Annotated in this window: 24 protein-coding genes and 1 tRNA gene; 12 read left to right on the forward strand and 13 right to left on the reverse strand. The window is 73.0% G+C overall.

Going from position 1 to position 25,880, the window contains the following annotated elements:
• Positions 1-1,092: 1,092 nt before the first annotated feature.
• Positions 1,093-2,001, reverse strand: coding sequence for a non-homologous end-joining DNA ligase (gene ligD, locus FHX31_RS27725; protein WP_184977452.1), 909 nt, complete (start codon positions 1,999-2,001; stop codon positions 1,093-1,095).
• Positions 1,991-2,929 carry a non-homologous end-joining DNA ligase gene (gene ligD / locus FHX31_RS27730; RefSeq protein ID WP_121685815.1) on the reverse strand — a complete coding sequence of 313 codons (939 nt, stop codon included), beginning with the start codon at positions 2,927-2,929 and terminating at the stop codon, positions 1,991-1,993. The genes ligD (FHX31_RS27725) and ligD (FHX31_RS27730) overlap by 11 nt, the downstream gene beginning before the upstream one ends.
• An 87-nt stretch (positions 2,930-3,016) precedes the next feature.
• Here ligD (FHX31_RS27730) and ku point away from each other — a divergent pair, with 87 nt between their 5' ends.
• Complete coding sequence (gene ku, locus FHX31_RS27735) at positions 3,017-4,009, forward strand: non-homologous end joining protein Ku (protein ID WP_123109969.1); 993 nt, start codon at positions 3,017-3,019, stop codon at positions 4,007-4,009.
• Positions 4,010-4,057: 48 nt separating this feature from the next.
• Here ku and FHX31_RS27740 read toward each other — a convergent pair whose 3' ends face one another.
• On the reverse strand, positions 4,058-4,450 hold the full coding sequence (locus tag FHX31_RS27740; RefSeq protein ID WP_013283688.1) for a PPOX class F420-dependent oxidoreductase: 393 nt from the start codon (positions 4,448-4,450) through the stop codon (positions 4,058-4,060).
• Between the two features lie 63 nt (positions 4,451-4,513).
• Between FHX31_RS27740 and FHX31_RS27745 the strand changes: the two genes are divergently transcribed.
• The 5 genes from FHX31_RS27745 (at position 4,514) to FHX31_RS27765 (ending at position 9,222) form a co-directional block, all read left to right on the forward strand.
• The gene (locus tag FHX31_RS27745; RefSeq protein ID WP_013473608.1) at positions 4,514-5,266 is read left to right on the forward strand and encodes an FKBP-type peptidyl-prolyl cis-trans isomerase; all 753 of its coding nucleotides are present in this window, start codon (positions 4,514-4,516) and stop codon (positions 5,264-5,266) included.
• Between the two features lie 139 nt (positions 5,267-5,405).
• Positions 5,406-6,254: an SCO6745 family protein gene (locus FHX31_RS27750; protein WP_184977864.1), complete on the forward strand. Its 849-nt coding sequence runs from the start codon at positions 5,406-5,408 to the stop codon at positions 6,252-6,254.
• A gap of 23 nt (positions 6,255-6,277) precedes the next feature.
• On the forward strand, positions 6,278-6,940 hold the full coding sequence (locus FHX31_RS27755; protein WP_184977863.1) for an HAD family hydrolase: 663 nt from the start codon (positions 6,278-6,280) through the stop codon (positions 6,938-6,940).
• Positions 6,941-6,981: 41 nt separating this feature from the next.
• A complete protein-coding gene (locus FHX31_RS27760) occupies positions 6,982-8,118 on the forward strand; it encodes a glutathione-independent formaldehyde dehydrogenase (RefSeq protein WP_030274411.1) in 1,137 nt (378 codons plus the stop codon).
• A gap of 90 nt (positions 8,119-8,208) precedes the next feature.
• Positions 8,209-9,222: an NADPH:quinone reductase gene (locus FHX31_RS27765; RefSeq protein ID WP_184977453.1), complete on the forward strand. Its 1,014-nt coding sequence runs from the start codon at positions 8,209-8,211 to the stop codon at positions 9,220-9,222.
• Positions 9,223-9,402: 180 nt separating this feature from the next.
• On the opposite strand, the gene FHX31_RS27770 is transcribed toward FHX31_RS27765, so the two are convergent.
• On the reverse strand, positions 9,403-11,052 hold the full coding sequence (locus tag FHX31_RS27770) for a fatty acid--CoA ligase (protein ID WP_184977454.1): 1,650 nt from the start codon (positions 11,050-11,052) through the stop codon (positions 9,403-9,405).
• An 85-nt stretch (positions 11,053-11,137) separates the two neighbouring features.
• Between FHX31_RS27770 and FHX31_RS27775 the strand changes: the two genes are divergently transcribed.
• Positions 11,138-11,629 (forward strand): NUDIX domain-containing protein, encoded by a 492-nt coding sequence (locus FHX31_RS27775; RefSeq protein WP_013283681.1) that lies wholly within the window; start codon positions 11,138-11,140, stop codon positions 11,627-11,629.
• Positions 11,630-11,636: 7 nt separating this feature from the next.
• Here the strand turns inward: FHX31_RS27775 and FHX31_RS27780 are convergent, their stop codons facing one another.
• Positions 11,637-13,304: an MDR family MFS transporter gene (locus FHX31_RS27780; RefSeq protein WP_184977455.1), complete on the reverse strand. Its 1,668-nt coding sequence runs from the start codon at positions 13,302-13,304 to the stop codon at positions 11,637-11,639.
• Positions 13,305-13,357: 53 nt separating this feature from the next.
• Positions 13,358-13,915, reverse strand: coding sequence for a type 1 glutamine amidotransferase domain-containing protein (locus FHX31_RS27785; RefSeq protein ID WP_013283679.1), 558 nt, complete (start codon positions 13,913-13,915; stop codon positions 13,358-13,360).
• A 126-nt stretch (positions 13,916-14,041) separates the two neighbouring features.
• On the opposite strand from FHX31_RS27785, the gene rfaE2 reads away from it, so the two are divergent.
• Together rfaE2 and FHX31_RS27795 are read left to right on the forward strand one after the other, a co-directional pair.
• Positions 14,042-15,868 (forward strand): D-glycero-beta-D-manno-heptose 1-phosphate adenylyltransferase, encoded by a 1,827-nt coding sequence (gene rfaE2 / locus FHX31_RS27790; protein ID WP_071097029.1) that lies wholly within the window; start codon positions 14,042-14,044, stop codon positions 15,866-15,868.
• A complete protein-coding gene (locus tag FHX31_RS27795) occupies positions 15,865-16,737 on the forward strand; it encodes a glycosyltransferase family 2 protein (RefSeq protein WP_013283677.1) in 873 nt (290 codons plus the stop codon). The genes rfaE2 and FHX31_RS27795 overlap by 4 nt, the downstream gene beginning before the upstream one ends.
• Here the strand turns inward: FHX31_RS27795 and FHX31_RS27800 are convergent.
• Genes FHX31_RS27800 through FHX31_RS27810 form a run of 3 tightly spaced genes read right to left on the reverse strand, consistent with a single transcriptional unit; the run spans position 16,712 to position 18,916 of the window.
• Entirely contained in the window at positions 16,712-17,869 is a 1,158-nt protein-coding gene (locus FHX31_RS27800; protein ID WP_013473602.1) for a glycosyltransferase family 9 protein, read from the reverse strand. The two genes, FHX31_RS27795 and FHX31_RS27800, sit on opposite strands and share 26 nt — an antisense overlap.
• Positions 17,870-17,876: 7 nt before the next feature.
• Positions 17,877-18,413, reverse strand: a complete 537-nt coding sequence (locus tag FHX31_RS27805; RefSeq protein ID WP_030274419.1) for an Hsp20/alpha crystallin family protein — start codon at positions 18,411-18,413, stop codon at positions 17,877-17,879.
• Entirely contained in the window at positions 18,410-18,916 is a 507-nt protein-coding gene (locus tag FHX31_RS27810) for a DUF2231 domain-containing protein (RefSeq protein WP_013473600.1), read from the reverse strand. The genes FHX31_RS27805 and FHX31_RS27810 overlap by 4 nt, the downstream gene beginning before the upstream one ends.
• A 167-nt stretch (positions 18,917-19,083) precedes the next feature.
• Between FHX31_RS27810 and FHX31_RS27815 the strand changes: the two genes are divergently transcribed.
• A complete protein-coding gene (locus tag FHX31_RS27815) occupies positions 19,084-19,704 on the forward strand; it encodes a pyridoxamine 5'-phosphate oxidase family protein (RefSeq protein WP_013473599.1) in 621 nt (206 codons plus the stop codon).
• A 39-nt stretch (positions 19,705-19,743) separates the two neighbouring features.
• Here the strand turns inward: FHX31_RS27815 and FHX31_RS27820 are convergent, their stop codons facing one another.
• Positions 19,744-20,325, reverse strand: coding sequence for a DUF3592 domain-containing protein (locus FHX31_RS27820; RefSeq protein ID WP_091332042.1), 582 nt, complete (start codon positions 20,323-20,325; stop codon positions 19,744-19,746).
• 42 nt (positions 20,326-20,367) lie between these two features.
• A complete protein-coding gene (locus FHX31_RS27825) occupies positions 20,368-22,542 on the reverse strand; it encodes an acyltransferase family protein (protein WP_184977456.1) in 2,175 nt (724 codons plus the stop codon).
• Positions 22,543-22,671: 129 nt separating this feature from the next.
• Between FHX31_RS27825 and FHX31_RS27830 the strand changes: the two genes are divergently transcribed.
• Positions 22,672-23,499 carry a TrmH family RNA methyltransferase gene (locus FHX31_RS27830; protein WP_184977457.1) on the forward strand — a complete coding sequence of 276 codons (828 nt, stop codon included), beginning with the start codon at positions 22,672-22,674 and terminating at the stop codon, positions 23,497-23,499.
• Positions 23,500-23,552: 53 nt separating this feature from the next.
• Here FHX31_RS27830 and FHX31_RS27835 read toward each other — a convergent pair whose 3' ends face one another.
• Positions 23,553-23,990, reverse strand: a complete 438-nt coding sequence (locus tag FHX31_RS27835) for an Atu4866 domain-containing protein (protein ID WP_235437530.1) — start codon at positions 23,988-23,990, stop codon at positions 23,553-23,555.
• Between the two features lie 96 nt (positions 23,991-24,086).
• Between FHX31_RS27835 and FHX31_RS27840 the strand changes: the two genes are divergently transcribed.
• Positions 24,087-24,947 (forward strand): helix-turn-helix transcriptional regulator, encoded by an 861-nt coding sequence (locus tag FHX31_RS27840; RefSeq protein ID WP_184977458.1) that lies wholly within the window; start codon positions 24,087-24,089, stop codon positions 24,945-24,947.
• Positions 24,948-25,768: 821 nt separating this feature from the next.
• On the opposite strand, the gene FHX31_RS27845 is transcribed toward FHX31_RS27840, so the two are convergent.
• A tRNA-Thr gene (locus FHX31_RS27845) sits at positions 25,769-25,842 on the reverse strand.
• Positions 25,843-25,880: the final 38 nt, after the last annotated feature.

The raw sequence follows: 25,880 nt of genomic DNA on the forward strand, positions 1-25,880 counted from the left end.
GACCGTCGACTTTGGTCGCGGGTCCGGTCGTCCGACGGCCGTATCGAGGGGCCGGGTGGCTGCGGGACCGTGCGGGCATGACGACCGAACCCCCGCGCCGGCGGCTGGTGCCGGCGATCGCGCTGCTGCTCCTCGCCCCGTGGACCGCCGAGTGCTCCTGGGGCGGCTTCACCCTCACCGGCATGCCGTTCGTGGTGCTGGTGCTCGCCCCGATGTACGGCGGGGCCGCGCTGCTGATCCGCGAGACGGCCCGGCGGTTCGGGCTCGGCTGGCCGGGGATCGCGCTGCTCGCTGCCGCGTTCGGCGTGATCCAGGCCGGCCTGGTCGACCAGTCGTTGTTCAATCCGGGGTTCCTGGACGACACCGAGTTCGCCGACACCCGGGCCGCGGCGGAGGCCACGCTGGTGCCCGGTCTCGGGTTCAGCGCGAGGCAGGCAGTCGACTACGTGGGCAACCATGTGGTGCTGACCGTCTGCGCGCCGATCGCGCTCGTCGAGTCGTACCTCGGTGCGGGCAGTCGGGCGCGGCCCTGGCTGGGCCGACCGGGGCTGACCGCGGCGGCGCTGCTCTGGCTCGGCGGCAGCCTGCTGGTGTTCGCCGACGACGGTGGCCGCAAGAACTTCCTGGCCTCGCCGGTCCAGTTGGCGGTCGCCACCGGCGTGGCACTGGCCCTCATCACCGCCGCCCTGCTCCGCCACCGGCACGCCGGGCCACCGCCCGACGCGCCGACGCCCGCCGGGCCGACGCCCGCAGGCCGACCGCAAACCGAAGCCGGCCCGCCCCGGCCGCTCCGGCCCGCGCTGGTCGTGGCGGCGGCGTACGTGGGTTCCACGATCGCCCCGGGATGGCCGGGAGTGGTGCTCGCCCTCGCACTCGCCGGGATCGCCGCCGCCCTGCTGACGCGCTGGTCCCGGCGACCCGGCTGGGGGCAGCGGCACGTGCTCGCCACCGGTACGGCAGGCCTGGTCGTCGCCGCGGCGCTCGCGTACACCGTGCCGACCTATGCCCCGGCGAGCCCGACGGCGGCGCTGGTGGGTGACGTGGCGATCAGCGTGATCGTGCTGCTGCTGGTGGGCGGCGCGTGGTGGCGGGTCACGGCAGTTCGGGACCGCCGTCGAGCAGCGGCGCCAGCAGGTCGCCCTGCTTCTCCACCCGCTTGCGCACCTCACCAGCGGTGTACGGCCGCGTCGACGGCCGCTTCCCCGCCGCCCCGGCCTCCACCTCGTCCCAGGTCAGCGGCGTGGACACCGAGGGCACCGGCTGGGCCCGCAGCGAGTACGGCGCCACTGTCGTCTTCGCCGCGTTGTTCTGACTCCAGTCGATGAAGACCTTGCCGGGGCGCAGGTTCTTCGCCATCTTCGACACGATCAGCTTCGGGTGCTCCTGCTCCAGCTCCTGCGCGATGCGCTTGGCGTAGTCGGAGACGATCTCGGCGTCCTGCGTACCGGCGATCGGGCAGCAGAGCTGCATGCCCTTCTTCCCCGACGTCTTCGGGTACGCCTCGACGCCGTCGTCGGCCAGCCGGTCGCGCATCAGCAGCGCCACCCGGCAGCACTGCTTGAGCGCGGCCGGGGCGCCCGGGTCCAGGTCGACCACCATCATGTCCGGGTGGGCGCCGATCTTCCACTGCGGAGTGTGCAGCTCCAGCGCGGCCAGGTTGGCCAGCCACACGAGTGTGGGCAGCTCGTCGCAGACCACGTAGTCGATGGTCTCCCGCCCCTTCGTCGACCCGGGGGCGGGCAGGTTCTCGGTACGTACCCAACCGGGGGTCGCGGCGGGTGCGTTCTTCTCGAAGAACGAGCCGCCGTCGACGCCGTTGGGGAACCGGATCCGGGTCAGCGCGCGGTCGTGCAGGTGCGGCAGCAGCACCGGGGCGACCCGGGTGTAGTAGTCGATCACCTCGCCCTTGGTGAAGCCGGCCTTCGGGAACAGCACCTTGTCCAGGTTGGACAACTCCAGCGAGCGCCCCTCGACCTCGACCTTGAACCGGTCAGACGGCATCGTCGACCTCCTCGGGCGGCTTGTCCGGGCGCAGGCGCAGGATGCGCGGGAAGCGCAGCCGGCCGTCCGGCGTGCGCTGGCCGTACTTGACCTCCACCACGATCCGGGGAGTTACCCAGATCGCGCCCCGGGCATCCTCGCGCGGCACACCGGCGGCGAACGGCGAGTCGGTGGCGCGCAGCGGTTCCAGCTCGCGCAGCAGTTCCCGTTCGATCGCCGCGCCGATCCCGCCGCCGACCCGCCCCCGGTAGATCAGCCGACCGTCCGGGCCGGGCACGCCGACCAGCAGGCCGCCGACGCGCCGCGCGCCGGGCCGCCAGCCGCCGACCACGAAGTCGGCGGTGACCTCCAGCTTGACCTTCACCCAGTCCGGCGAGCGCACGCCGGGCCGGTAGAGCGAGTCGACCCGTTTGGCCATCACCCCCTCCAGCCCGTGCTCGCCGGCCGCCGCGTAGGTGGCCGGGCCGTCGCCGAAGACCGGCGGCACCGCCCACCGGGCGGCGCCGAGCCCGAGCGACTCCAGCGCCGCCCGCCGCTCCCGCCAGGGCCGGGCGGTCAGGTCGACGCCGTCGAGCCGCAACACGTCGAAGATCATGTACGTGACGGGTACCGTCGCCGCCAGCCGCGCCGCCTTGGCCGGGTTGCGCACGTGCATCCGCTCGGCGAGCGCGGTGAACGAGGGCTGCCCGTCGGTGAAGAGGACCACCTCGCCGTCGAGCAGCGCGTCGTCGACCTGCTCGGCCAGGTTGAGCAGTTCCGGGTACGCGGTGGTGATCTCGACGCCGGAGCGGGCGTAGAAGTGCCTGTCGCCGCGGGAGATGTCGGCGAGCGCGCGTACGCCGTCCCACTTGAACTCGTACGACCAGGCGGCGCCGGCCGGGAGCTGCCCGGTCGTCGCGAGCATCGGCTTCAACGGCGCGCCGGGCACCTCCTGACTGTAGTTGCGCACGGAAGCGCGTGCGTCCCGTTCGATCGTTTGCGATTCTGGTTGTCAACCGGGGAGAGGAGCGCGGGGATGCGGGCGATCTGGAAAGGAGCGGTGTCGTTCGGCCTGGTGTCGATCGGGGTGAAGGTCTACTCGGCCACCGAGGAGAAGGACATCCGTTTCCACCAGGTGCACCGTGAGGACGGCGGCCGGATCCGCTACAAGCGCACCTGCTCGGTCTGCGGCGAGGAGGTCACCTACGACGACATCGCCAAGGGATACGACATCGGCGGCGGCGAGATGGTCATCCTCACCGACGAGGACTTCGCCGACCTGCCGTTGAGCACGTCGCACGCGATCGACGTGCTGGAGTTCGTACCGGCCGAGCAGGTCGACCCGATCCTCTACAACAAGGCGTACTTCCTGGAGCCGGAGGGCTCGGCGACGAAGCCGTACGTGCTGCTGCGCGACGCGCTGTCCGACTCGGAGCGGGTGGCGATCGTCAAGGTGGCGCTGCGCCAGCGCGAGCAGCTGGCCACGCTGCGGGTCCGTGAGGGCGTGCTGCTGCTCAACACGATGCTGTGGCCGGACGAGATCCGCCGGCCGGACTTCGGTTTCCTGGACGAGGATCTGAAGGTACGCCCGCCGGAGCTGGCGATGGCCAGTTCGCTGATCGACTCGATGGCCGGGGAGTTCGAGCCGGACGCGTTCACCGACGACTACCGGGCGGCGTTGCAGGAGGTCATCGACGCGAAGGTCGAGGGCCGCGAGGTGGTGCAGCCGGAGGAGGAAGAGGCCGCGCCGGCCGCCGCGGTGGACCTGATGGCGGCGCTGAAGGCGTCGGTCGAGCGGGCCCGGGCGGCCCGGGGCGAGGCGCCGTCCGGTGGCGGCGCCGAGCCGACGCCGATCTCGTCGGCCCGCTCGGCGAAGAAGGCCGCGAAGAAGGCGCCGGCGAAGAAGGCCGAACCTGCGAAGAAGACCACTGCCAAGAAGGCGCCCGCGAAGAAGACGGCGGCGAAGAAGGCCGAACCGGCCAAGAAGACCGCCGCCAAGAAGGCGCCCGCGAAGAAGAAGACCGCCTGACGCGTACGGCGATCGCCCCGCCCCCGGTGGCGGGCGGGGCTCCGCCGTTCAGCCGCGGCCGAGCTTCTCGGTGGGGGTGACGCGGACGATGACGCGCTCCTCGCCGGGGCGGCGCCAGGGGTAGGTGTCCTGGCCGAGGTACTTCTTCGCCATCCGGTCGATGTGCTCGTCGGCGCCTTCGGTGACGAACTCGACGGTGCCCTTGATCCAGAGCGTGCGGAAGTCGTCGGCCTTGTCCGCCACCGACACCGCGACCACCGGGTTGCGGGACATGTTCAGGTACTTCTGCCGGCCCTTGGCCGTGTTGAACACGATGTGCTCGCCGTCGGTGTCTACCCAAACCGGGGTGACATGCGGGGTGCCGTCGGCCTCGATCGTCGCCACGTGCGCGAGCTGCGGCTCGCCGAGCAGGGCCAGGTCTTCTTCGCTGAGGATCGCCATGGTCGGAACGTACCCCGTGCGGTGCCCCCGTATCGGGCATCGTGTCCGGATCGTGGCGGCCGTATGGGCACGCTGGGGCTCCGGGCGGGTACCGTGTGCGCTGGCCTCGGCGGCGGCCCGCCGGGGGCGCACCCACCCACCCTGCAGGGAGTCGACGTGAGCGAGCGTGTGGAGAACCGGTCGGCGGGCCAGGCCCCGGCCACCAAGGCACAGCGGCGGCTGGCCGCCCAGCTGGCCGAGAAGAAGGCAGCCGAGGCGCGTCGCCGCCGGCAGTCGATCCTCGGCGCGGCGGTCGGCGTGCTCGCGGTGGTGGCCCTGGTCGGCGGTCTGGTCTGGCTGAACAGCGGGGACGACGACAAGACGTCCACCGCCGGCTCCTCGGCCAGCCCCACCGCGCCGGCCGAGCCCACCGCGGCGCCCGCTCCGGAGCTGCCCGCCGGTTTCGACCCGGCGCTGAAGACCAAGCCGACAGTGCAGGCCGGTACCGGCGAGCTGAAGAAGCTCACCGTCACCACCCTGGTCAAGGGCACCGGCCCGGCGGTGAAGGCCGGGCAGAACATCACCACGAACTACGTGGGCGTGTTCTACAAGGACGGCAAGCAGTTCGACGCGTCCTGGGACAGCGGCCAGCCGGCCACCTTCCAGATCGGCGTGGGCCAGGTCATCAAGGGCTGGGACCAGGGCCTGGTCGGCGTGCCGGTGGGCAGCCGGGTCCAGCTGGACCTCCCGGCCGAGCTGGCGTACGGCAACGACGCCGCGGGCGGCCGTCCGGCCGGGCCGCTGCGCTTCGTCGTCGACGTGCTGGCTGCGCAGTAGATCACTCCGGGCTTCCGTCCGGTCACCCAGCGGCAGTAGGTTCATGGTCACCACGGGCGGCACGTTCGCCCGTGGTGATCTGCCCACCGACGCGGAGGTGCACGTGGCGGCGCTGGACGAGTCCGGGGTGACCCGGCAGATGTGGACGCTCTACGAGCCGGTCCACGCGGTGACCTACTTCCACCCCCGGGCCCGGGCCGCGTTCGAGGCGGTCGGGCTGCGGGGCTACTGGCGCGGCTACTTCGCCGGCCGGGCCGCGCCGCTCGGGCCGGTCGACGCGCCGACCGTCACGGCCTCCTTCTTCAGCTTCGCGCCGGCCATGGTGGCTCGCGCGCTGCCCTCGGTGTGGCGCCTGGCCACCCCGGAGGAGACGCTGCGGGCCCGGCTCACCGGTGGCGTGCAGGCGCTCGCCGAGTTCACCTACGAGCTGCCCGAGTCGCACCTGGTCGAGGCCGCCGACCTGCTGGAGGAGGCGGCCGGCCGGGTGGACGTCGCGGGCCGGGTGCTCGGCGCGGTCAACGCCGCGCTGCCCCGGGGCGAGTACCCGCTGGCCCGGCTCTGGCAGGCCGCCACCACGCTGCGCGAGCACCGCGGCGACGGCCACGTGGCGGCGCTGGTGACGACCGGGCTGGAACCGGCCGAGGTGGTGGCCTGGCGGTGCCGGGTCGACCAGTCCCGCGAGTTCCACCAGCCGGCCCGGGGCTGGACCGACGAGCAGTGGACCGCCGCCGAGCAGCGCCTGGTGGACAAGGGCTGGCTGACCGCCGACCTGAACCCCACGCCGTACGCCACGGAGACGTTCCGCGTGGTCGAGGAGGCCACCGACCGGGCCGCCGCTGGTCCGTGGCGGGCGCTGGGCGCGGAGCGTACCGGCCGGCTGCGGGAGCTGCTGGAGCCGATCGCGACGCGCTGCCGCACGATCATCCCGGCCAAGGCCCCGATCGGCCTTCCGGCTCAGCGTTCGGCCGGAGCGGCGCTGCCACGGTGAGTCCGGCCGCCGGCTGGGGCAGGATGGTCGGCGTGGTGGACGCGGTGCTCTTCGACCTGGACGGCGTGATCGTGGACTCCGAGCCGGTGTGGGAGGAGGTCCGGCGGGCGTACGTGGCCGAGCACGGCGGCGTCTGGCAGCCGGACACCCAGCGCCGGCTGATGGGCATGAGCACCGCCGAGTGGGCCGAATACCTGAGCGGTGAGCTGGGCGTCGACAGGTCGGCCGAGCAGGTCGCCACCGAGGTGGTGACCGAGATGGCCCGGCGGTACGCGCAGCACGTACCGCTGATCGACGGCGCCGACGCGGTCGTGCGCCGCATCGCCGCGCGGTGGCCGCTGGGGCTGGCCAGTTCCTCACCGACCCGGCTGATCGCGGCGGCGCTGGACGCGACGGGCCTGGCCGGCGCGTTCGGCGCGACGCTGTCGACCGAGGAGACCGCCCGGGGCAAGCCCGCGCCCGACGTGTGGCTCGCGGTGGCGCAGCGGCTGGGCGTCGACCCGGCCCGGTGCGTGGCTGTGGAGGACTCGTCGAACGGGGTCCGCTCGGCGGCCGCCGCCGGGTGCCGCGTGGTGGCGGTGCCGCACGCGTCGTACCCGCTCGACCCGGACGCCGAGGCGCTCGCGGCCGTGCTGCTCCCCTCGATCGGCGCGCTCACGCCCGAGGTGGTGGCGGGGATCGACTGAACCACCCACCCGCCGCCGCCACCCGGCCTACGGTCGGTGACATGAGGGCTGTGGTGTACGAGGGGCCGCACGAGGTGGCCGTCAACGAGGTCGACGACCCCCGGATCGAGGATCCGAACGACGTGGTCGTCCAGGTCACGACGACCGCGATCTGCGGTTCGGACCTGCACATGTACGAGGGACGGACGGCCGCCGAGCCGGGCATCGTGTTCGGCCACGAGAACATGGGCGTGATCGTCGAGACCGGGCCGGGCGTGACGAGCCTGCGCGTGGGCGACCGGGTCTCGATGCCGTTCAACGTGGCGTGCGGGTTCTGCCGCAACTGCCGGGAGCAGCGCACCGGTTTCTGCCTGACGGTGAACCCGGGCTTCGCCGGCGGCGCGTACGGCTACGTGTCGATGGGGCCGTACCGGGGTGGGCAGGCCGAGTACCTGCGGGTGCCGTTCGCCGACTTCAACTGCCTGAAGCTGCCGCCGGGCACCGAACACGAGAACGACTACGCGATGCTCGCCGACATCTTCCCGACCGGCTACCACGGTGTGGCGATGACCGGGCTGCGGCCGGGCGAGAACCTGACAGTGATGGGCGGCGGGCCGGTCGGGCTGATGGCCGCGTACTCGGCGGTGCTGATCGGGGCGTCCGAGGTGTTCGTGGTGGACCGGGTGCCGGACCGGCTGCGGCTGGCCGAGTCGATCGGCGCCACAGCGATCGACTTCAGCGCGGGCGACCCGGTCGAGCAGATCCGGGACCGGACCGACGGGGTGGGGACCGATCACGGCGTGGACGCGGTGGGATACCAGGCGTCCGCGCCCAGCGGCGAGGAGCAGCCGGCGCTGGTGCTGAACACGCTCGTGGAGGTGGTGCGCGCGACCGGGGCGATCGGCGTGGTCGGGCTCTACCTCTCGGCGGACCCGGGCGCCCCGGACGAGCACTCCGCCCGGGGTGAGTTGCTGTTCAAGGTGGGCAAGCTGTTCGAGAAGGGCCTGCGGATCGGCACCGGGCAGGCGAACGTGAAGACGTACAACGCGTATCTGCGGAACCTGATCACGGCGGGGCGGGCGACGCCGAGCTTCGTGGTGAGCAAGGAACTGCCGCTGGACGCGGCGCCGGAGGCGTACCAGCGCTTCGACCGCCGCGAACCGGGCTACTCGAAGGTCGTGCTCAAGCCGGCCGCCTGACGAGCCGTCGTACGGTGGCCGGGTGCGCCCGGGCCGAATGTTCGGGCGGCTGCCGGGTAGCGCACCCGGGAGGACGGCGGAGGGACGGCGATGAAGGCGATCGTGTACGAGCGCAGCGGGGACACCTCGGTGCTCCAGGTGGTCGAGCGGCCGGTGCCGGAACCCGGACCGGGCGAGGTGCTGGTCCGGATGGCCGTGTCGGGGGTGAACCCGACCGACTGGAAGGCCCGCCAGGCATGGCCGCTGCCGGCCGGCTGGCAGATCCCGCACCAGGACGGCGCCGGGGTGGTCGAGGCGGTCGGCGAGGGCGTGGACCGGACGCTCATCGGTGAGCGGGTCTGGGTGTGGGAGGCGGCCTGGCAGCGGCCGTGGGGCACCGCCGCCGAGTACACGCTGGTCCCGGTCCGGCACGCGGTGCCGCTCGGTCCGGCCTCGTTCGACCTGGGCGCGGCGCTCGGCATCCCGTTCATGACCGCGCACCGCTGCCTGACCGCCGGCGAGTTCATGCCGGACAAGCTGCACGCCGGCGCGTTGAGCGACCACGTGGTGCTGGTGCAGGGCGGCGCGGGGGCGGTGGGCAACGCGGCGATCCAGCTCGCCCGGTGGGCCGACGCGTGCGTGATCACCACGGTGAGCAGCCCGGAGAAGGCGCAGCTCGCGGCGGCGGCGGGTGCCAGCTTCGTGATCAACTATCGTGAGCAGGACGTGGTCGAGGAGGTCCGCAAGGTCGCGCCCGACGGGGTCCACACGATCGTGGAGGTGTCCGCCGCCCGCAACGCCGCCGCCGACGTACGGATGCTGCGCACCGGCGGGGCGGTCTGCGTGTACGCCGACGACGGCGGTGGCGAGGTGACGTTGCCGATCCGGCCGCTGATGGGCCCGAACGCCCGCTGGCAGTTCGTGCTGATCTACACCGCGCCGAAGGTGGCGAAGGCGCAGGCGGTCACGGACATCGCGGCGGCGGTGGCGCAGGGCGCGATCCGGGTCGGTGAGGAGGCCGGGCTGCCGCTGCACCGGTATCCGCTGGCGGAGGCCGCCGCCGCACAGCAGGCGGTGCAGGACAGCGTGGTGGGAAAGGTGCTGGTGAGCACCGCCGACGAGTAGACGACCGGATTTCCCCGACAGCCGGACAGACGCGAACAAGTTTCGCAACAATGACGGTGCGGGTCACCCCGTAACGGACGGGCGGCCCCGGCGCGGTGCGAACGCCGGGGCCGCCCTCTGGGAGGAATGTCCGTTGGGAACGCGTTCCTACCCGTGTAGGCGACGGTACGCCGCGAAACGTTACGACGCGGTCAGTTCCCGCACGTCGAGCCCGCCGTCGGCGTACCGCGAGCGCACCACCTTCTTGTCGAACTTGCCGACGCTCGTCTTCGGCACCGCGTCGATGAACGCCCAGCGCTCCGGCAACTGCCAGCGGGCCACCGAGCTGGCGAGGAAGTCCCGCAGTTCCTCCGCGGTCACCGAGGCGCCCTCGCGGACCACCACAGTGGCCAGCGGCCGCTCGTCCCACCGCTCGTCCGGTACGCCCACCACGCACGCCTCCAGCACCGCCGGATGCGCCATCAGGGCGTTCTCCAGCTCGACCGAGGAGATCCACTCCCCGCCCGACTTGATCACGTCCTTGGCGCGGTCGGTGAGTGTGATGTAGCCGTCCGGCGAGAGCGTGCCGACGTCACCGGTCCGCAGCCAGCCGTCCCGGAACTTCTCCTCCTCCGGGGCGTCGTCGCCGATGTACCGCGCGGTCACCCACGGCCCGCGTACCTCCAGCTCGCCCACGGACGTCCCGTCGGCGGGCAGCGGCTCGCCGGCCGGCCCGACGATCCGCGCGGTCACACCCGCCGGGACGCGCCCCTGCGTGTAGCGGTAGCGCCAGGCGTCGTCGCCGGTGGCGCCGGCCGGCGCCCGGGAGACCGAGCCCAGCGGCGACATCTCGGTCATGCCCCAGGCGTGGATGACGTCGATGCCGTACCGGTCGTGGAACGCGTGCATCAGCGCCGGAGGGCAGGCCGATCCGCCGACGATGACCTCCTTCAGCGAGGAGAGATCCACCTCGTGCGCGTCCAGGTAGGCCAGCAGGTCGGTCCAGATGGTCGGCACCGCCCCGGCGAGCGTGGGGCGCTCGGCGGCGATCATCGCGGCGATCGGCTCGGCCTGGAGGAACCGGTCCGGCATGATCAGCGAGGCGCCGGAGAGGAACGCCGCGTACGGCAGGCCCCACGACATCGCGTGGAACATCGGCACGATCGCCAGTTCCCTGTCGTTCGGGCCGAGCCCGAAGCCCTCCGGCATGCAGACCTGGAGCGAGTGCAGGTAGATCGAGCGGTGCGAGTAGGCGACGCCCTTGGGGTTGCCGGTGGTCCCGGAGGTGTAGCAGAGGGCGGCGGCGTCACGCTCGTCCACCTCCGGCCAGTCGAAGTGGTCCGGGCGGCCGGCCAGCAGCGCGTCCCAGTGGTGCACTGTGATCCGGTCACCGGCCGCGGCCAGCAGCGGCGCCGGGTCACCGCCGCCCACCACCACCACGTGCGCCACGGTGGTCATCTCGCCGATCACCCGGGCGAGAAGCGGGATGAGCGTGCTGTCGACGAGCACCACCCGGTCCTGCGCGTGGTTGGCGATGTAGGCGACCTGGTCGGGGAAGAGGCGGATGTTGAGCGTGTGCAGCACCGCGCCCATGCTCGGGACGGCGAAGTAGGCCACCAGGTGCTCGTTGTTGTTCCACATGAACGTGCCGACCCGCTCGTCGCCGGTCACCCCGCACTCGTCGCGCAGCGCGTGGGCCAGCCGGGCGGCGGCGCGGCCGACCTCCGCGTACGTCATCCGGCGGGGTTCGGCGCCGGTCCAGGTGACCACCTCCGCCGCGCCGTGCACGGTGGAGCCGTGTTCGAGGATCCGGGCGACCTGGAGAGGGGCATCCATCATCGTGCTACGCATGGGTAACAACGTAGTGGCGGCGGTCACATCTGCGGAACCCCCCGGAATCGCCGAGGTGATCACGGATGATGCGTAGATTGTCCGGGTGAGCATCTCGTGGGCCGACTCGTACGTGGGGCAGCTCCGCGCCCTGGCCGGTGACCGCACCCTGATGTTCGTCGGCGCCCGCGCCGTGGTGCGCGACAACGCCGCCCGGGTGCTGCTGATCCAGCGTTCCGACAACGGCCAGTGGGCCCTGCCGGCCGGCGCCATGGAACTCGGCGAGTCGATCGCCGACTGCGCGGTCCGGGAGGTCCGGGAGGAGACCGGGCTGCGGGCGCTGCGGGTCAGCGCGTTCGCGCTCTACACCGGCCCGGACCGCACCCACACCAACATGTACGGCCACACGTACCAGGTCTTCACCACGGCGTTCCGGGTCGACGAGTGGGACGGCGAGCTGGCCCGGTTCACCGACGAGACCACCGACTCGGGCTTCTTCCGCCCGGCGGACTTCCCGCACCCGCTGTCGTCGAGCGTGCACGAGACGCTCGCCGACCTCGACGTGTTCGAGCAGACCAACCGGCTGATCCTCAAGTAGCCGCCGGTCACAGCATCGTCTGCGACTTCGCCTCCATGTCGGCGGCGGCCTCGTCCTTCGACTCCTTCGTCAGCGGCTTGCCGCCGGGCGCGGGCGCCTTCCCGCCGAGCGGGTCGGCGCCGCCGGTGGCACCCTGCGGGCCGGTGCCGCGCAACTGAAGGTTCGGCATGGCCAGCGTGACCAGCACGGCGATCACGGCGATCAGCCCGGTGGTCAGGAAGACCAGGTGCAGCGACTCGACGAACGCGGCCTGGACGGCGGCGCGTACCGGGGCGGGCAGCGCGAGGATCGCCGCCGGGTCGTTGATCGAGAAGTCCCCGCCGGCCGTCACCGCGGCCCGCTGGTCCGGCGGGAGCTGCGCCAGCGCACCGGGCAGCCGCGCGGACATCTCGGCGGTGAGCCGGGACGACAGCACCGCGCCGAGGATGGCCACGCCGAACGATCCGCCGAGCGACCGGAAGAACGTCGCAGACGAGGTGCCCGCGCCCAGGTCGCGCACGCTCACCGCGTTCTGCACGGCCAGGATCAGCGACTGCATGCACAGGCCCAGCCCGACGCCGATCACCACCATGTAGCCGAACGCGAGCCAGAGCGAGGTGGCCACCTGAAGCTGCTGGAAGAGCAGCATGCCGACCACCAGCACGGCCGCGCCCGCCACCGGGAACCACTTGTACCTGCCGATCCGGCTCATCGCCCGGCCGGTCAGCACCGAGGTGACGATGACGCCGGCCATCATCGGCAGCATCAGCAGACCGCTGCGGGTCGGCGAGGCGCCCTTGACGATCTGGAGGTAGAGCGGGATGAAGATGATCGACCCGAACATCACCAGACCGAGCACGAAACCCGCGCCGTTGGCGAGCGCGAACGTGGCGCTGCGGAACAGCCGCAGCGGCAGGATCGGCTCCTTGGTCCGGGCCTCCTGGACGACGAACAGCACGCCCAGCACCGCGCCCGCGGCGAACAGCCCGACGATCACGCCGGAGCCCCAGGCGTACTCGGCGCCGCCCCAGCTCAGCGCCAGCAGCAGGCAGCTCACGCCGGCCACCAGCAGCGCCGCGCCGATCCAGTCGACTGTGTGCTCGCGCCGCTCGAACGGCACCAGCCGCATCACGTGCCAGCAGACCACGATGGCGAGGATCGCCAGCGGCACGTTGATGTAGAAGATCCACCGCCAGTTGTTCTCCGCGAAGTAGCCGCCGACCAGCGGTCCGGCCACCGACGACACACCGAACACGGCGCCGAACAACCCCTGGTAGCGGCCGCGCTCCCGGGGCGACACCACGTCCGAGATGATGGTGAACGCCAGCGTCATCAGGCCACCGGCGCCCAGGCCCTGCACGCCCCGCGTGACGATCAGCTGGGTCATGTCCTGCGACAGCCCGGCCAGCAGCGAGCCGAGCAGGAACATCCCGATCGAGAACAGGAAGACCGGCCGGCGTCCGTACAGGTCGGCCATCTTGCCGTACAGCGGCGTCGAGGCGGTCGAGGCCAGCAGGTACGCGGTGACCACCCACGAGTAGTGGTTGATGCCGCCCAGCTCACCCACGATCGTCGGCAGCGCGGTGCCGACGATCGTCTGATCCAGCGCCGCCAGCAGCATGCCGGTCATCAGGCCGAACATCAGCAGGCGGATCTGGCGGGCGGGCAACGCGGGACGGGCGGCCTGGGCGGTCATCCCGCTTCCTATCCCACCGGGGGCGGATCATGCCCCCGGTGGGCGTACGAGTTTCATCGGGCGGCGTGCCGCCCCTCGGCGAACTCCTCGACGATCTTGGCGCAGAACGCCGGCAGGTCGTCCGGCTTGCGGCTGCTGACCAGCCCGTTGTCGGTGACGACCTCCTGGTCGACCCACTTGGCGCCGGCATTGGTGAGGTCGGTGCGCAGGCTCGGCCAGGAGGTGATGGTGCGGCCCCGCACCACGTCCGCCTCGACGAGCGTCCACGGGCCGTGGCAGATCACGCCGACCGGCTTGCCCGCGTCGAAGAACGCCTTGACGAACCGGACCGCCTCCGGGTCCGTCCGCAGGAAGTCGGGGTTCGCCACGCCACCGGGCAGGACCAGGCCGTCGTACGCCCCGGCGTCCGCCTCCTCGGTGGTGACGTCGACCTGGTACTGCTTGCCGTGGTCGAGGTGGTTGAAGGCCTGGATCGTGCCGGACTCGATGGAGACCAGCTCGACCTGGGCGCCGGCGTTCTCCACCGCCTCCCGGGGCTTGGTGTACTCGACCTCCTCGACGCCGTCGGCGGCCAGGAAGGCGATGCGCTTGCCCTGAAGTGTCGCTGCCATGCTGTTCTCTCCTCTCCGGGGTACGTCTGAGACGGTTCCCCCGCCCGATGCCGCGAAACCGGACGCATCGGGTGGCCCGCGTCGCACCAAGGTTTGGCCCGACGGCCCGGGGGGATCCGCAGAGGCATGGCAGGAGCAGCAGCGGAAGAGCGCCGGCTGGCCACCGTCGTGGCGAGCTGGCAGCAGCGTCCCGTGCTGGTCGTCGGGGACGCCATGCTGGACGAGTGGCGGTTCGCCGAGTCGGAGCGGCTCTGCCGCGAGGCGCCCGCGCCGGTCCTCACCCTGCGGCGGCGGATCTCCGCTGCGGGGGGCGCCGCCAACACGGCGGTGAACGTGGCGGCGCTCGGCGGCCGGGCCGCGCTGGTCGCCCCGGTCGGCGCCGACGTAGCCGGCGACGAGCTGCACGACTGCCTGGACCGGGCAGCGGTCTGGGACCGCACGGTGAGCCAGCCCGGCCGGCCCACCCCGGTCAAGCGGCGGATGCTCGCCGGCAACCAGATCCTGCTCCGCGAGGACTCCGGCGGTCCGGAGGACGGGCTGGACGCCGACGGCGTGGCCCGCCTGCTGACCGCGCTGCACTGCGCCACCGAGGAGCTGCGGGCGGTGGCCGCCGGGCAGCCGCTCACGCTTGTGGTCTGCGACTACGGCCTGGGCGCGCTGCCGTCGGCGGTACGCGCCTGGCTGGTCGCCAACCGCGACCGGTACGGCACCGTGGCGCTCGACGCGCACGACCTGGCCGACTGGCGCGGGCTGAACCCGACAGTGGTGACGCCGAGCTTCGCCGAGGCGACCCGGCTGCTGGCCCGCGCCGCCGCCGGGTTCGCGCACGCCGAGCGGGGCGCCGTCCCCAGCGGTGACGTGCACCTGAACCACCCGGCGGAGGCCGACGGCCCGTCCGAGCTGATGGTGGGCGCCGCGCCCGGCGGGTCCGGTGAGCGCGTACCCGGCAGCCCGCACCCGACCTCCGGTACGCCCGCAGCCGAGGTCCCCGCCGGCCCGACCGGCGAACCGGTGCCGGGCGAGGAGCGGGTGGCGCTGACCGGCGACGGGCTGAGCGTCACCGGGACCGGCGTGACTGTGAGCGCGGCGGCCGGCGCCGGCGTGGACCGGGCCGTGCTGGCCGAGTCACGCCTGCCCGAGCTGCGCGAGCACACCGGCGCCGACGTGGTGGCGGTGACCCTGGACACCGAGGGCGCGGTGGTCGGCGGCGCCGAGGGCGAGCCCCGGCGCAGCCACAGCACCCCGGTTCCGGCCAGTCACGCGGTGGGTGCCGGGGACGCGTACCTGGCGGCCATGACGCTGGCGCTCGCCGCCGACGCGGGCCTGCCCACCGCCGCCCAGCTCGCCCAGCTCGCCGCCACCATCACTGTGGCCGACACCGGCACCTGCGTGTGCCGCCGGCAGGACCTGCTGGCCGCGCTCGGCACCGGCGCGGACGAGGGCGGGCATCCGGCGCTGGTCGGCGCCGACGAGCTGGCCGCCCTGGTGGACGAGCACCGGCAGGCCGGGCGGTCGGTGGTGTTCACGAACGGCTGCTTCGACGTGCTGCACCCGGGGCACGTCCGCTACCTGACCCAGGCCCGCGCGCTCGGCGACCTGCTCATCGTGGCGGTCAACTCGGACGGCAGCGTACGGCGACTCAAGGGCCCGGATCGGCCGGTCAACCCGGTCGAGGACCGGATCGCCCTGCTGGCGGCGCTGGCCTGCGTCGACCACGTGGTGGTCTTCGAGGAGGACTCGCCGGCCCGGCTGATCGAGGCGGTCCGGCCCGACGTCTACGTCAAGGGCGGCGACTACCCGCCGGAGATGGTGCCGGAGGCGCCGCTGGTACGGCGGCTGGGCGGGCAGGTGCGCACGCTCGGGTACGTACCGGACCGCTCCACCTCGGCGATCATCGACCGGATCCGCGCCCACCCGGTCGGCGACACGGTCGGCGAGGGCAGGCCGGCGTGACCCGTCCGCTCGACCCGGGCACGCCCGGACGGTTCCGGCACCACCGGCGGCTCGACGTGCTGATCCCCACCCGCAACCGGCCCGCCGAGCTGGCGGTCACGCTGTCCGGGCTGGCCGCTCAGGAGGGCGTACCCGGGTTCGGGGTGGTGGTCAGCGACCAGTCCGACGGCGATCCCGCGTACGCCCACCCGGCCGCCGCCACGATGGTGCGGGCGCTGCGGCACCGGGGGCATCCGGTGCTGCTGACCCGGCGGCTGCCCCGTCGCGGCCTGGCCGAGCACCGGTCGTACCTGCTGGCCCAGTCGGCGGCCGACGCGGTGCTCTGCCTCGACGACGACGTGTGGCTGGAGCCGGGCGCGCTGTCCCGCCTGGTCACCGCGCTCGACGAGTTGGGCTGCGGGTTCGTCGGCAACGCGGTGCACGGCCTCTCCTACGCCGACGACGTCCGCCCGGAGACGCACCAGCACTACGAGGAGTGGACCGGGCCACCGGTGCCGGAACGCATCCAGCCCGGCACGCCGGAGTGGCACCGGGCGTCCATCCACCCGGCGGCGAACCTGCTGCACGTCACCGAGAAGCTCGACCTGGCGGCGGACGAGTGGCGGGCGTACAAGATCTCCTGGATCGGCGGGTGCGTACTCTACGACCGGGCCAAGCTCGTCGAGGCCGGCGGCTTCGACTTCTGGGAGCGGCTGCCCGAGCGGCACCAGGGCGAGGACGTCGCCGCGCAGCTCGCGGTGCTGGAGCGCCACGGCGGCGCCGGGGTGCTGCCCAGCGGGGCCTATCACCTGGAGTCGCCGACCACAGTCACCGAACGCGACGTGGAGGCGTGGGAGGTCGTGCTCAGCGAGTCGCCCGCGGAGGTGTGAGCAGCTCGCGGGCCGCCTCGACCACCTCGGCGACTGGTACGTCGGCCACGAACGACACCCGGTGCGGGCACTCGCCGTCGCCCGGCCGGTGCGGGTAGATCCCGGGTGTGCAGTCGACGCCGCAGACCGGGCAGTGGGTGGTCCAGGCGGCGATCGGGCGGTGCCGCCCGCGCAACGGCGACGCCCCGTTGATCAGGTTGCCGACCCAGAAGACACCCACTGTCGGCGCTCCCACGGCGGCGGCCAGGTGCAGCGGGCCGGTGTCGTTGGAGACCACGAGCGCGCAGTCCGCGTACGCGGCGGCGAGCGCGCCCAGGCTGAGCGTGCCGACCTGGGGACGCACCGGCACCCCGGCCGCCGCCACCACCGCGTCGACCGTCTCCTGCTCGGCCGGGGTGCCGGTGACCAGCACCTCGTACCCGTCTCCGGTCAGCTCGCGGGCGACCTCGGCGAAGCGTTCCGGCGGCCAGCGTCGCCGCGTGTCGGTGGCGCCCGGGTGCAGCGCGACCCGCGGCCGGGTGGGTTCGCCGAGCACGGCGGCGGCCTCCGCCCGGTCGGCGGCGGTGACCGCGAGCGACGGGGTGATCGTGGTGGCGGGCGCGCCGACCAGGGCGACCACCTCCAGGTAGCGGATCACCTCGTGCTGGTAGTAGACGTAGCGCAGCCACCGGTCCAGCGGCGGCGCGCCCTCGGCCCGCAGGCCGGCGGTGACCCGGGCGCCCAGCCCGGCCACGAACGGGTTCGAGTTGCCGCCGCCGCCGTGCACCTGCAACGCCAGGTCGAACCGTTCGGCGCGGGCGGCGGCCAGGAACGCCGGGACGTCACCCGGCGACTCGCCGGGCCCCGGGTCGCGGATGCCGGGCGCCGCCGGCACCACCAGCACCCGGTCCACCGGGCCGGGCCGGTCGCGCCAGAGCGCCGCGTGCCACGGCGCGCCGAGCAGCACGATCTCGGCCGACGGGTACGCGGACCGCAGCGCGTCCAGCGCGGGCAGCACGAAGATGAAGTCACCGAGCGCGTTGGCGCGCAGCACGGCGATCCGTTCGACGTCAGGGACGCGCTCGCCCACCGGCCCGAGCGCCGACGGCTCCAGGTCGCGGCGCGGCGAGCGGGAGTCAGGCGGGCTGGTCACGCGGCCCCTACGGCCTGTCGATCTCGTCGAGCGCGGTGTCCGGGTGGTGCAGCTCCCGATCCGCGGCCGGGTCGGCGGGCATCGGCGTACGGTCGGCGCCCGGTCGCGGGCCGGTCCGGCCGACGGTGATGGTGCGCGGCGCGGGCCGGGTCGCCCGGGGCAGGCGGACCCGGAGCAGGCCGTGGTCCATCACCGCGTCGATCCGGTCCGGGTCCACGCGGGACGGCAGGTCCACGCGGTACTCGAAGCCCCGGGTGGTGAAACCGCCCGGGATGCCGTGGTCGGCGTTCACCTCGGCCTCCGACCGGGCGCGTACGCACAGCTCCCGGTCGTCCAGCTCGACGGCGACCTCCTCCGGCGCCACGCCGGGAAGCCGGACGACTACCTCCCAGCCGTCGGCCGTCTCGGCCAGATCCACGTCCTGGCTGCCGGAGCGTCCGCCGACCAGCCGGCTCAGCTCGGAGCGCAGCGACTGGAGTTCGCCCATCGGATCCCAGCCCTGCTGGCGACCACGCCAGCCCCGTCCGCTGCCCTGTTCCGTCATCGCGCGTCTCCGATCCGCTGTGTCGCCGAGGAGGGTCGCAGCGAGCTGGGCGCGTTGAGATCGTGCTCCGGGTCGACGCCGACACCGAGCCGGTCCACCAGTTCGCCGCCGAGCCACGCGCTCACGCCGAGGATCGCCAGGGCGACCACCTCGATGGCGACGAGCGCGCCCCCGGCCGCCCGGGAGTCGGCGTTGAGCCGGACCGCCCAGACCGCGGCGAACAGCAGGATGACCGCCACGTTGGCGGCGGCGTGGGTGACACCGACCCGCTTGGCGCGGGTGCCGGCCGGCAGGGCGAGCAGGTCGAACGCCCCCGCCGCCGCGGCCAGCAGGCCGCCGATCAGACCGACGGTGATGTTCCAGTACGCGACCTCGGCCAGGAAGCCGGGCCCGCCCACGGTGTCCACCACGTCGAAGATCACCGCGGTCACGAAGAGCGCCACCGGGAACATCACGAGCATCGGATGCACGGGATGGCCGAGCACCTTGAGTCGGCTCTCCATCTCGGCCTCCATCCGTCGCGTCCGGACGCACGCTGCGAACCGGTCCCTACCCGCCGGCTCCGGGGGCAAACCCGGCACTCGACGCGCTCTCCTAGGCTGACAGTGGCGGATCACGGCCCGTCGCGGGCCGGAACCGTCGTCGAGGTCAACGGACGGGGGAGGAAGACGTGACGACCCGGGAGATCACCAGCGAGGCCGAACTACGCGAGCTGATCGGCACACCGATGCCGCGAGCGGCCGCCAAGGACCGCCGTACGCTGCACGAACGCGACCGGGAGTGGCTCGCCGCCTCGCCGTTCTGCCTGATCGCCACCGCCGGCGCGGACGGCACCTGCGACGTCTCCCCCAAGGGTGACCCGCCCGGTTTCGCGCTGGTGCTCGACGACACCACGATCGCGATCCCGGAGCGGCCCGGCAACCGGCGGGCCGACGGCTACCGCAACGTCCTGGCCAACCCGCACGTCGGGTTGATCTTCCTGATCCCCGGCCGCACCGACACGCTGCGGATCAACGGCCGGGCCCGGCTGATCTCCGACGCGCCGTGGTTCGCCGACATGGAGGTGAAGGGCCACCGGCCGCTGCTCGCCGTCGAGGTCGCGATCGAGCAGATCTTCTACCACTGCGCGAAGGCGTTCCTGCGCTCCGAGCTGTGGCAGCCGGAGACCTGGCAACCGGACGTGCTGCCGACGCGGGCCCGGCTGATCAAGGAGGTGGAGGCCCCGGCGGAGAGCCTGGCCGACCTGGAACGCCACTACGGCCCGGCCTACCTGGAGACGCTCTACCGCTGACCCCGTCGCCGGCGGCCGGCACCGAGCGTTGCGCTTGCGTCAGCGCCCGGCGTTGCGCTTGCGTTTGCCCCGGCCGGTGTAGCCGCGACCGTCTCCGACCGGCGTCGGCGCCGCCCGGCGCGGCCGGTCGCGGCGCGCCGCGTCGTGGCTCGCCCGGCCGGCGCGGTCGCCTGGTCGGGCGCGCCGGATGCGGGACAGCGTCAGCACCACCCCGGCGCCCAGGGCGAACAGCCCGACCACGCCGAGTACGCCCTGCACCCGCCCGCGATGCCCGCTGAGCTGCCCGAAGTCGGTGACGAAGTCGTTCGGGTCCGCCGGGTTGACCCAGATCGGCACCTCGGTGCCCGCGGCCCGGCACACCTCGAAGCAGGGCACCTCCTGCGAGTGCGTCCGGCCGTCGACCGCGTAACTGAAGTACATGGTGCGCGACGAGGAACTCCGGTTGCCACCGCTCTCCGTCACCTGGTCGACCACCGTCGCCTGTGCGGGCGTACCCCGCTCGCGCAGCGTCACCCCCCAGTCGTCGAGCGCCATCTGGGTGTGGAACGGCAGCCAGAGCAGGGCGCCACCGGCGACCGCCAGCAGCACGTACACGAGGCTGAGCCAGAGCGGCCGACGCATGATCACGCCGCCATCGTGGCCGGGCGCCGCAACCCCGGCGACCTACCCGGCCGGGGTGAAGCGCGCGGGCACGCCGACGTCGGACAGGGCACGGGCGAGGTGCGGCGCGGTCGTCTTCACGTACGCCGCGCCGATGTGCGAGCCACCCCGGTAGATGAGCACGTTGCCGAACACCACAGGGCACCTGTCGGTCGGGCAGACGGCGTCGAACAGGTCGATCATCTTGACCTTCGGCGCGCCCGCGACCGCCTGCCGCTGCATCCGGTAGGCCGGGTCCTGGTCGTGCTTCTCCCTGTCGAACGCGCAGGCGGACAGGCGCTTGCGGTTCTTGTCGGCGCACGCCACCGCCGCGCCCGGATGCGGGTTGTTGGCGAGGACGACGACCTTGGTCCCCACCGAGTCGAGCTTCTTCCACGAGGCCCGTACGCCGGACACCATCGCCGCGACGGTGGCGCGCTCACCCCCGCTGTCCAGGGCCGTCGACGCCGACTGCGAGGTGACCACGTAGTCGGGGCGCTCCTGCACCAGGCGGTCCAGCAGCGCACGGTTCCACTCGATGCAGTCGGTGTACGGCTTGCCGGACCCGTCGCCCTTGAGCACCTGGGCGCTGGTGAAGGCGCATCCCGCCTTCGCCATGATCAGCAGCTTCCAGTCGTTCTGGGCGGCGAGCACCTGGAACGCGGGCAGCCACTGGTCCATCTTCGAGTCGCCGACGAGCGCGACGGTGGTGGACCCGTTCGGAACGCCGTACGTGCAGGACAGCACCTCGGCGCCCTCGACCTGCTGGAAACACTTGTCCCGGTTGGTGTCCGGCACGTCCATGAAGCCCTGCCGGATCTGCAGCGGGTCCGGCGTGATCGCGTCGAACCGCTCCGGGACCGGGCCGATCGGCGCCGTGCCGGGCGCTGTCGACAGCAGCGCCGCGCCCGGGGCGTACCGGCCCTTGGTCGTGGTCGCGGCGGCGGCCCACGCGCCCATCAGCACCAGGACCAGACCGGCGCAGATGCCGGCGAGCGTGAAGTTGCCGCCCAGGCTCAACGCCAGACGCGGCGACGTGGAGATCTTCCGCGAGTACCGCAGCGGGTTCTCGACCAGCCGGAAGGTGAGCCAGGCCGGGATCACCGAGGCGAGCGCCACCACCAGGCCCTCGGTCACCGACAGGTCACCGAAGTGCGCGGCGGCCACCACGAGCATCGGCCAGTGCCACAGGTACAGCGAGTACGACAGGTCACCGATCCACTGGAACGGACGCATGCCGAGCACCAGCACCGGCCCTCGGGAGCCGGCCGCGGCACCGGCCGCGATCACCGCCGCCGCGCCGAGCGTGGGCAGCGCCGCCGCGTACCCCGGCCATGCGGTCTTCCCGCTGACCAGCAGCGCCGCCGCCACGATCGCGGCGAGGCCGAGCCACCCGAGGACGACAGCCACCGACCGGGGCATCCGCGCGGCGCGGACCGCCAGCAGCGCGACCGCCGCGCCGACCGCGAGCTCCCACAGCCGCGTGGTGGAGACGAAGAACGCGCGCTCGGGCGAGTTCGCCGTCTCGACGATCGACCAGACGAACGACGGCACCGCCAGCACCGCGAGACCGACCCACAGGACCGGCCGTACGTTCGCCCGCCGGAGCCTGCGCGCGGCGAGGATGGCCAGCACGATCAGCAGCGGCCAGAGGAGGTAGAACTGCTCCTCCACGGCGAGCGACCAGAAGTGCTGGACCGGCGACGGCGCGACGTCCTCGGCCAGGTAGTCGACCGCGCGGTCGGCGAACCGCCAGTTGACGACGTAGGTCGCCGCGGCGGCGATGTCGCCGCCGATGACCTGCCACTCACCCCGGGGTACGAACAGCCGGACCGCGACGGCGGTGGCCGCCAGCACCACAGTGGCCGCGGGCAGGATCCGCTTGGCCCGGCGCGCGTAGAAACCGGTGAGCGAGACCCGTCCGCTGCGCTCGATCTCCGAGATGAGCTGCCCGGTGATGAGGAAGCCGGAGATCACGAAGAAGACGTCGACGCCGACGAAGCCACCGGGGATGAACGGCAACCCGGCGTGGTAGAGCAGCACCAGCCCCACGGCGACAGCCCGGAGCCCGGCGACGTCGGCCCGGAACCGGCTCGGCGGCGCCTCCCTGCCCGGCTCGCGTCCGGTCGCCGTGCCGGCCGGTTCCTCGGCGGGCGAACCTTCCCGATCGGCAACTTTCGTCAACGGCGGGGAAGTCATCGCGATCCTCAAACTCTGCGGGCTGGGGGCGAGGGAACGATAGCGGCTGGTCACTCGGCGGGACAATCGCGCCGCGTCACCACCTCACCGGCGCGTGACCTCGAACCCGGATGCGGTTGAATCGGCTGCGTGGCGAAGACCCTGACGATCACCACCCGCAACGCGAGCTTCCAGCAGTGGCAGGCGCTGCTGACCAACCGCACCAAGCGGCAGCGTTCCGGGGAGTTCCTGGTCCAGGGGGTGCGCCCGATCACGGTGGCCCTGGAACAGGGCTGGGAGATCCGTGCCCTCCTCCACCCGGACCGGCAGCCCCTGTCCCGCTGGTGCCGCGACCTGCTCGACCGCGCCGGCGCCAGGCGGGTGGCCCTCGCGCCGGAGCTGATGCGGGAACTGAGCGGCAAGGAGGAGGAGTCACCCGAACTGCTCGCAGTCGTGGCGCAGCCCGCTGACGACCTGGCCCGCATCCCGGTCGGGCCGGCCATGCTCGTGGTGGTCTTCGACCGCCCCAAGACCCCGGGCAACATCGGCACGCTGATCCGCTCCGCTGACGCCTTCGGCGCCTCCGGCGTGATCATCACGGGCCACGCCGCCGACCCGTACGACCCGAAGGCGGTCCGGGCCACCACCGGGTCGCTGTTCGCCCTACCCGTGGTGCGCGTCCCCAGTCACCGCGACGTCCTGGACTGGGTCGCCGCGGTGCGCGCGGACGGCCTTCCGCAGGTCCAGATCATCGGTACGGACGAGCACGGGGACGTGGACGTCGCCGAGCACGACCTGACCGGCCCCACTCTCCTGCTCATCGGCAACGAGACGCACGGGCTCAGCAAGGGCTGGCAGGAGGCCAGCGACCGGATGGTGCGCATCCCGATCGTGGGGGCGGCGAGTTCCCTGAACGCGGCGGCGGCCGGGACCGTGGCGCTGTACGAGGCGGCCCGGCAGCGCGCCGAGCGCCGGTAGCGGTTGCGCCGCCACCGGACGCCCGACGCTCCCCTGTCCGTCGGCGTTCTCCCCTACCCGGACGGGCGGGTGGACGCCCGCCCCGCGACCGCCTGCCGGTGGGCCGCACTGCCCTCCCGATAGAACAGGTAGCCGCCGTGGTGCAGGACGTCGCCGTCGAACCGGCCGTCGGCGGTGAACCCGCTGTCGTCCCGGTAGTCGATGTGCTCGCCGGTCACCTCGTACCGGCCGGTGTAGGCGCTCGCCCGGTCGCCGCGCGCCTCGTCGTACCGGCCGTCGGGCAACAACTCCTGCCGGATGTGGCCGTCGGCGGTGACCCACATCCCGACGTACGGATGAAGGGCCTCGGAGACCGAGGGCCGCGCCGGCGTCGCGGACGGGGCGGCCTGCGGTACGGGCGGTGTCTCCGTGCCGCAGGCGGTGAGCGCCGCCGTCAGGAGGACGGTGGCGGCCTTGCGGTGGCTGGTGCCGGACATCTGTGTGGATTCCATGAGTCCACGGTGCGAAGTACGGCCGGTCGCAACCAGGGTGCGTCACACCCCGGCTGAGCCTCCTGGCGGCCGACCGCCCGCGGTTATGTTGGGGTGGTGGACGGCAGCAATCCGCTCGGCGAGTTCCTGCGCGCCCGGCGTGAGACGACCAGCCCGGCGGAGGCCGGCATCGTCTCCTCGGGCCGGCGCCGGACGCCAGGTCTGCGGCGCGAGGAGGTCGCCCAACTGTCCGGGGTCAGCGCCGACTACTACGCCCGCCTGGAGCAGGGGCGGGAACAGCACCCGTCGGAACAGATGCTGAACGCCCTGGCCCGCACCCTCGGACTCGACACCGAGGAGGCGGCGCACCTGCACCTGCTGGCCAGGAGCGGCCGCAAGCCCGCCCGCAGGGGTACGCGGGAGACCGTCCGGCCGAGCCTGCTGCGCCTGATGGACGGCTGGCTGCACACACCCGCGCTGATCGTCGACCGCAGGATGGACGTGCTGGCCGCCAACCGGCTCGGACGCGCCCTGTTCGCCAAGCTGTTCGAGGCCGATGAGCCCAACCTCGTCCGGTTCGTCTTCCTCGACTCGGCGGCCCGTTCCTTCCATCCCCACTGGGACCGGGTCGCGCAGTCCAGCCTGGGCGCGCTGCGGGCCGCCGCAGCCGACATGCTCGACGACGCGCGGCTCACCGAACTGGTCGGGGAACTCTCGCTGAAGAGTCCGGAGTTCCGCCGGCTGTGGGCCCGCCACGACGTACGGGGAAAGACGCACGAGGCGAAGCTGTTCCACCATCACGACGTCGGCGAGCTGACCCTCACGTACGACTCCTTGACCGTCGCCGGGGCGACGGGCCAGCAGCTGGTCGTCTACCAGGCCGAGCCCGGCAGCCGGTCGGCGCAGGCGCTGGCGCTGCTGGGCACGGTGGCCGCCGACCTGCCCGCTCCGGGCAGAAGAACTCGGGCGGCCTCGTAACGGCGTCTACAGCCGACACGCTAGCGATGATCCCGACTGTTCTCCTGATGGGATTTCCCAGCGACGCTAGGACGATCATCCGATGCGACAGGAGCATCCGCAGCGCGTACCCGACCGCACCGACCGGCCCGGTGTCGAGGGCAGGTGGGCGGTCGCCCGCTGGCGGCGCGCCCTTGCGGTTCTCGCGCCGCTGGTCGCAGCGGTGCTCGGCGCCGCGATGGCCACGCAGTGGGAGGTCGGCGGCGGCCGAGCCGTCAGCTCTCTCCCCGCTCCGGCGCGATGGATGGCCGAGAACCTGCCGTTGTTCGACGGTGGGGAGCCGGCCTGGATCTGGCGTGGTCCCTTCTTCGTGTCGATGCTGCTGACGCTGCCGCTCGTCTGGACGGTGACGGGCCACGCCACCGCGACGCCTCGGCGCCTCACGAGATACGGGCTCCTCGCCGCGGCCATCGCGATCGGCCTGGAATACAACAGCCCCGGATACGGGTGGATGTTCGACCTCGTGGCCCTGCTGACGGCGCTGGCGGGCACCGTCTGGTGCGGGCTGCAGGGGCTGCGTCGCGGTGTGCTGCCACGCCGCGTCGCGTGGGCGCTCATCGCGGCACTGCCGTTGACGCCACCGGCCGGCTTCCTCACGTTCTGGTACCTGCCGCCTGGCCTGACCATGGGCGTACTGCTGGCCTGGGCGGCTGCCGCCGGCTGGCCCGGCCGGTCGAAGCAGCCGCGGCGCGGACGATTTACGGACCGGCACCCGTCGGCGGAGGGGCGATCGCCCTCGGGAAACGGCGAAGCCCAGGTCGATGACCTGGGCTTCTGTACCGAGCCGCCTGACGGAATCGAACCGTCGACCTACGCATTACGAGTGCGTCGCTCTAGCCGACTGAGCTAAGGCGGCAACGACCGCCAAGTGTACGGCACGCCCGACCGGAAGCC

It is taken from the genome of Micromonospora sp. CNZ286, assembly GCF_014207755.1.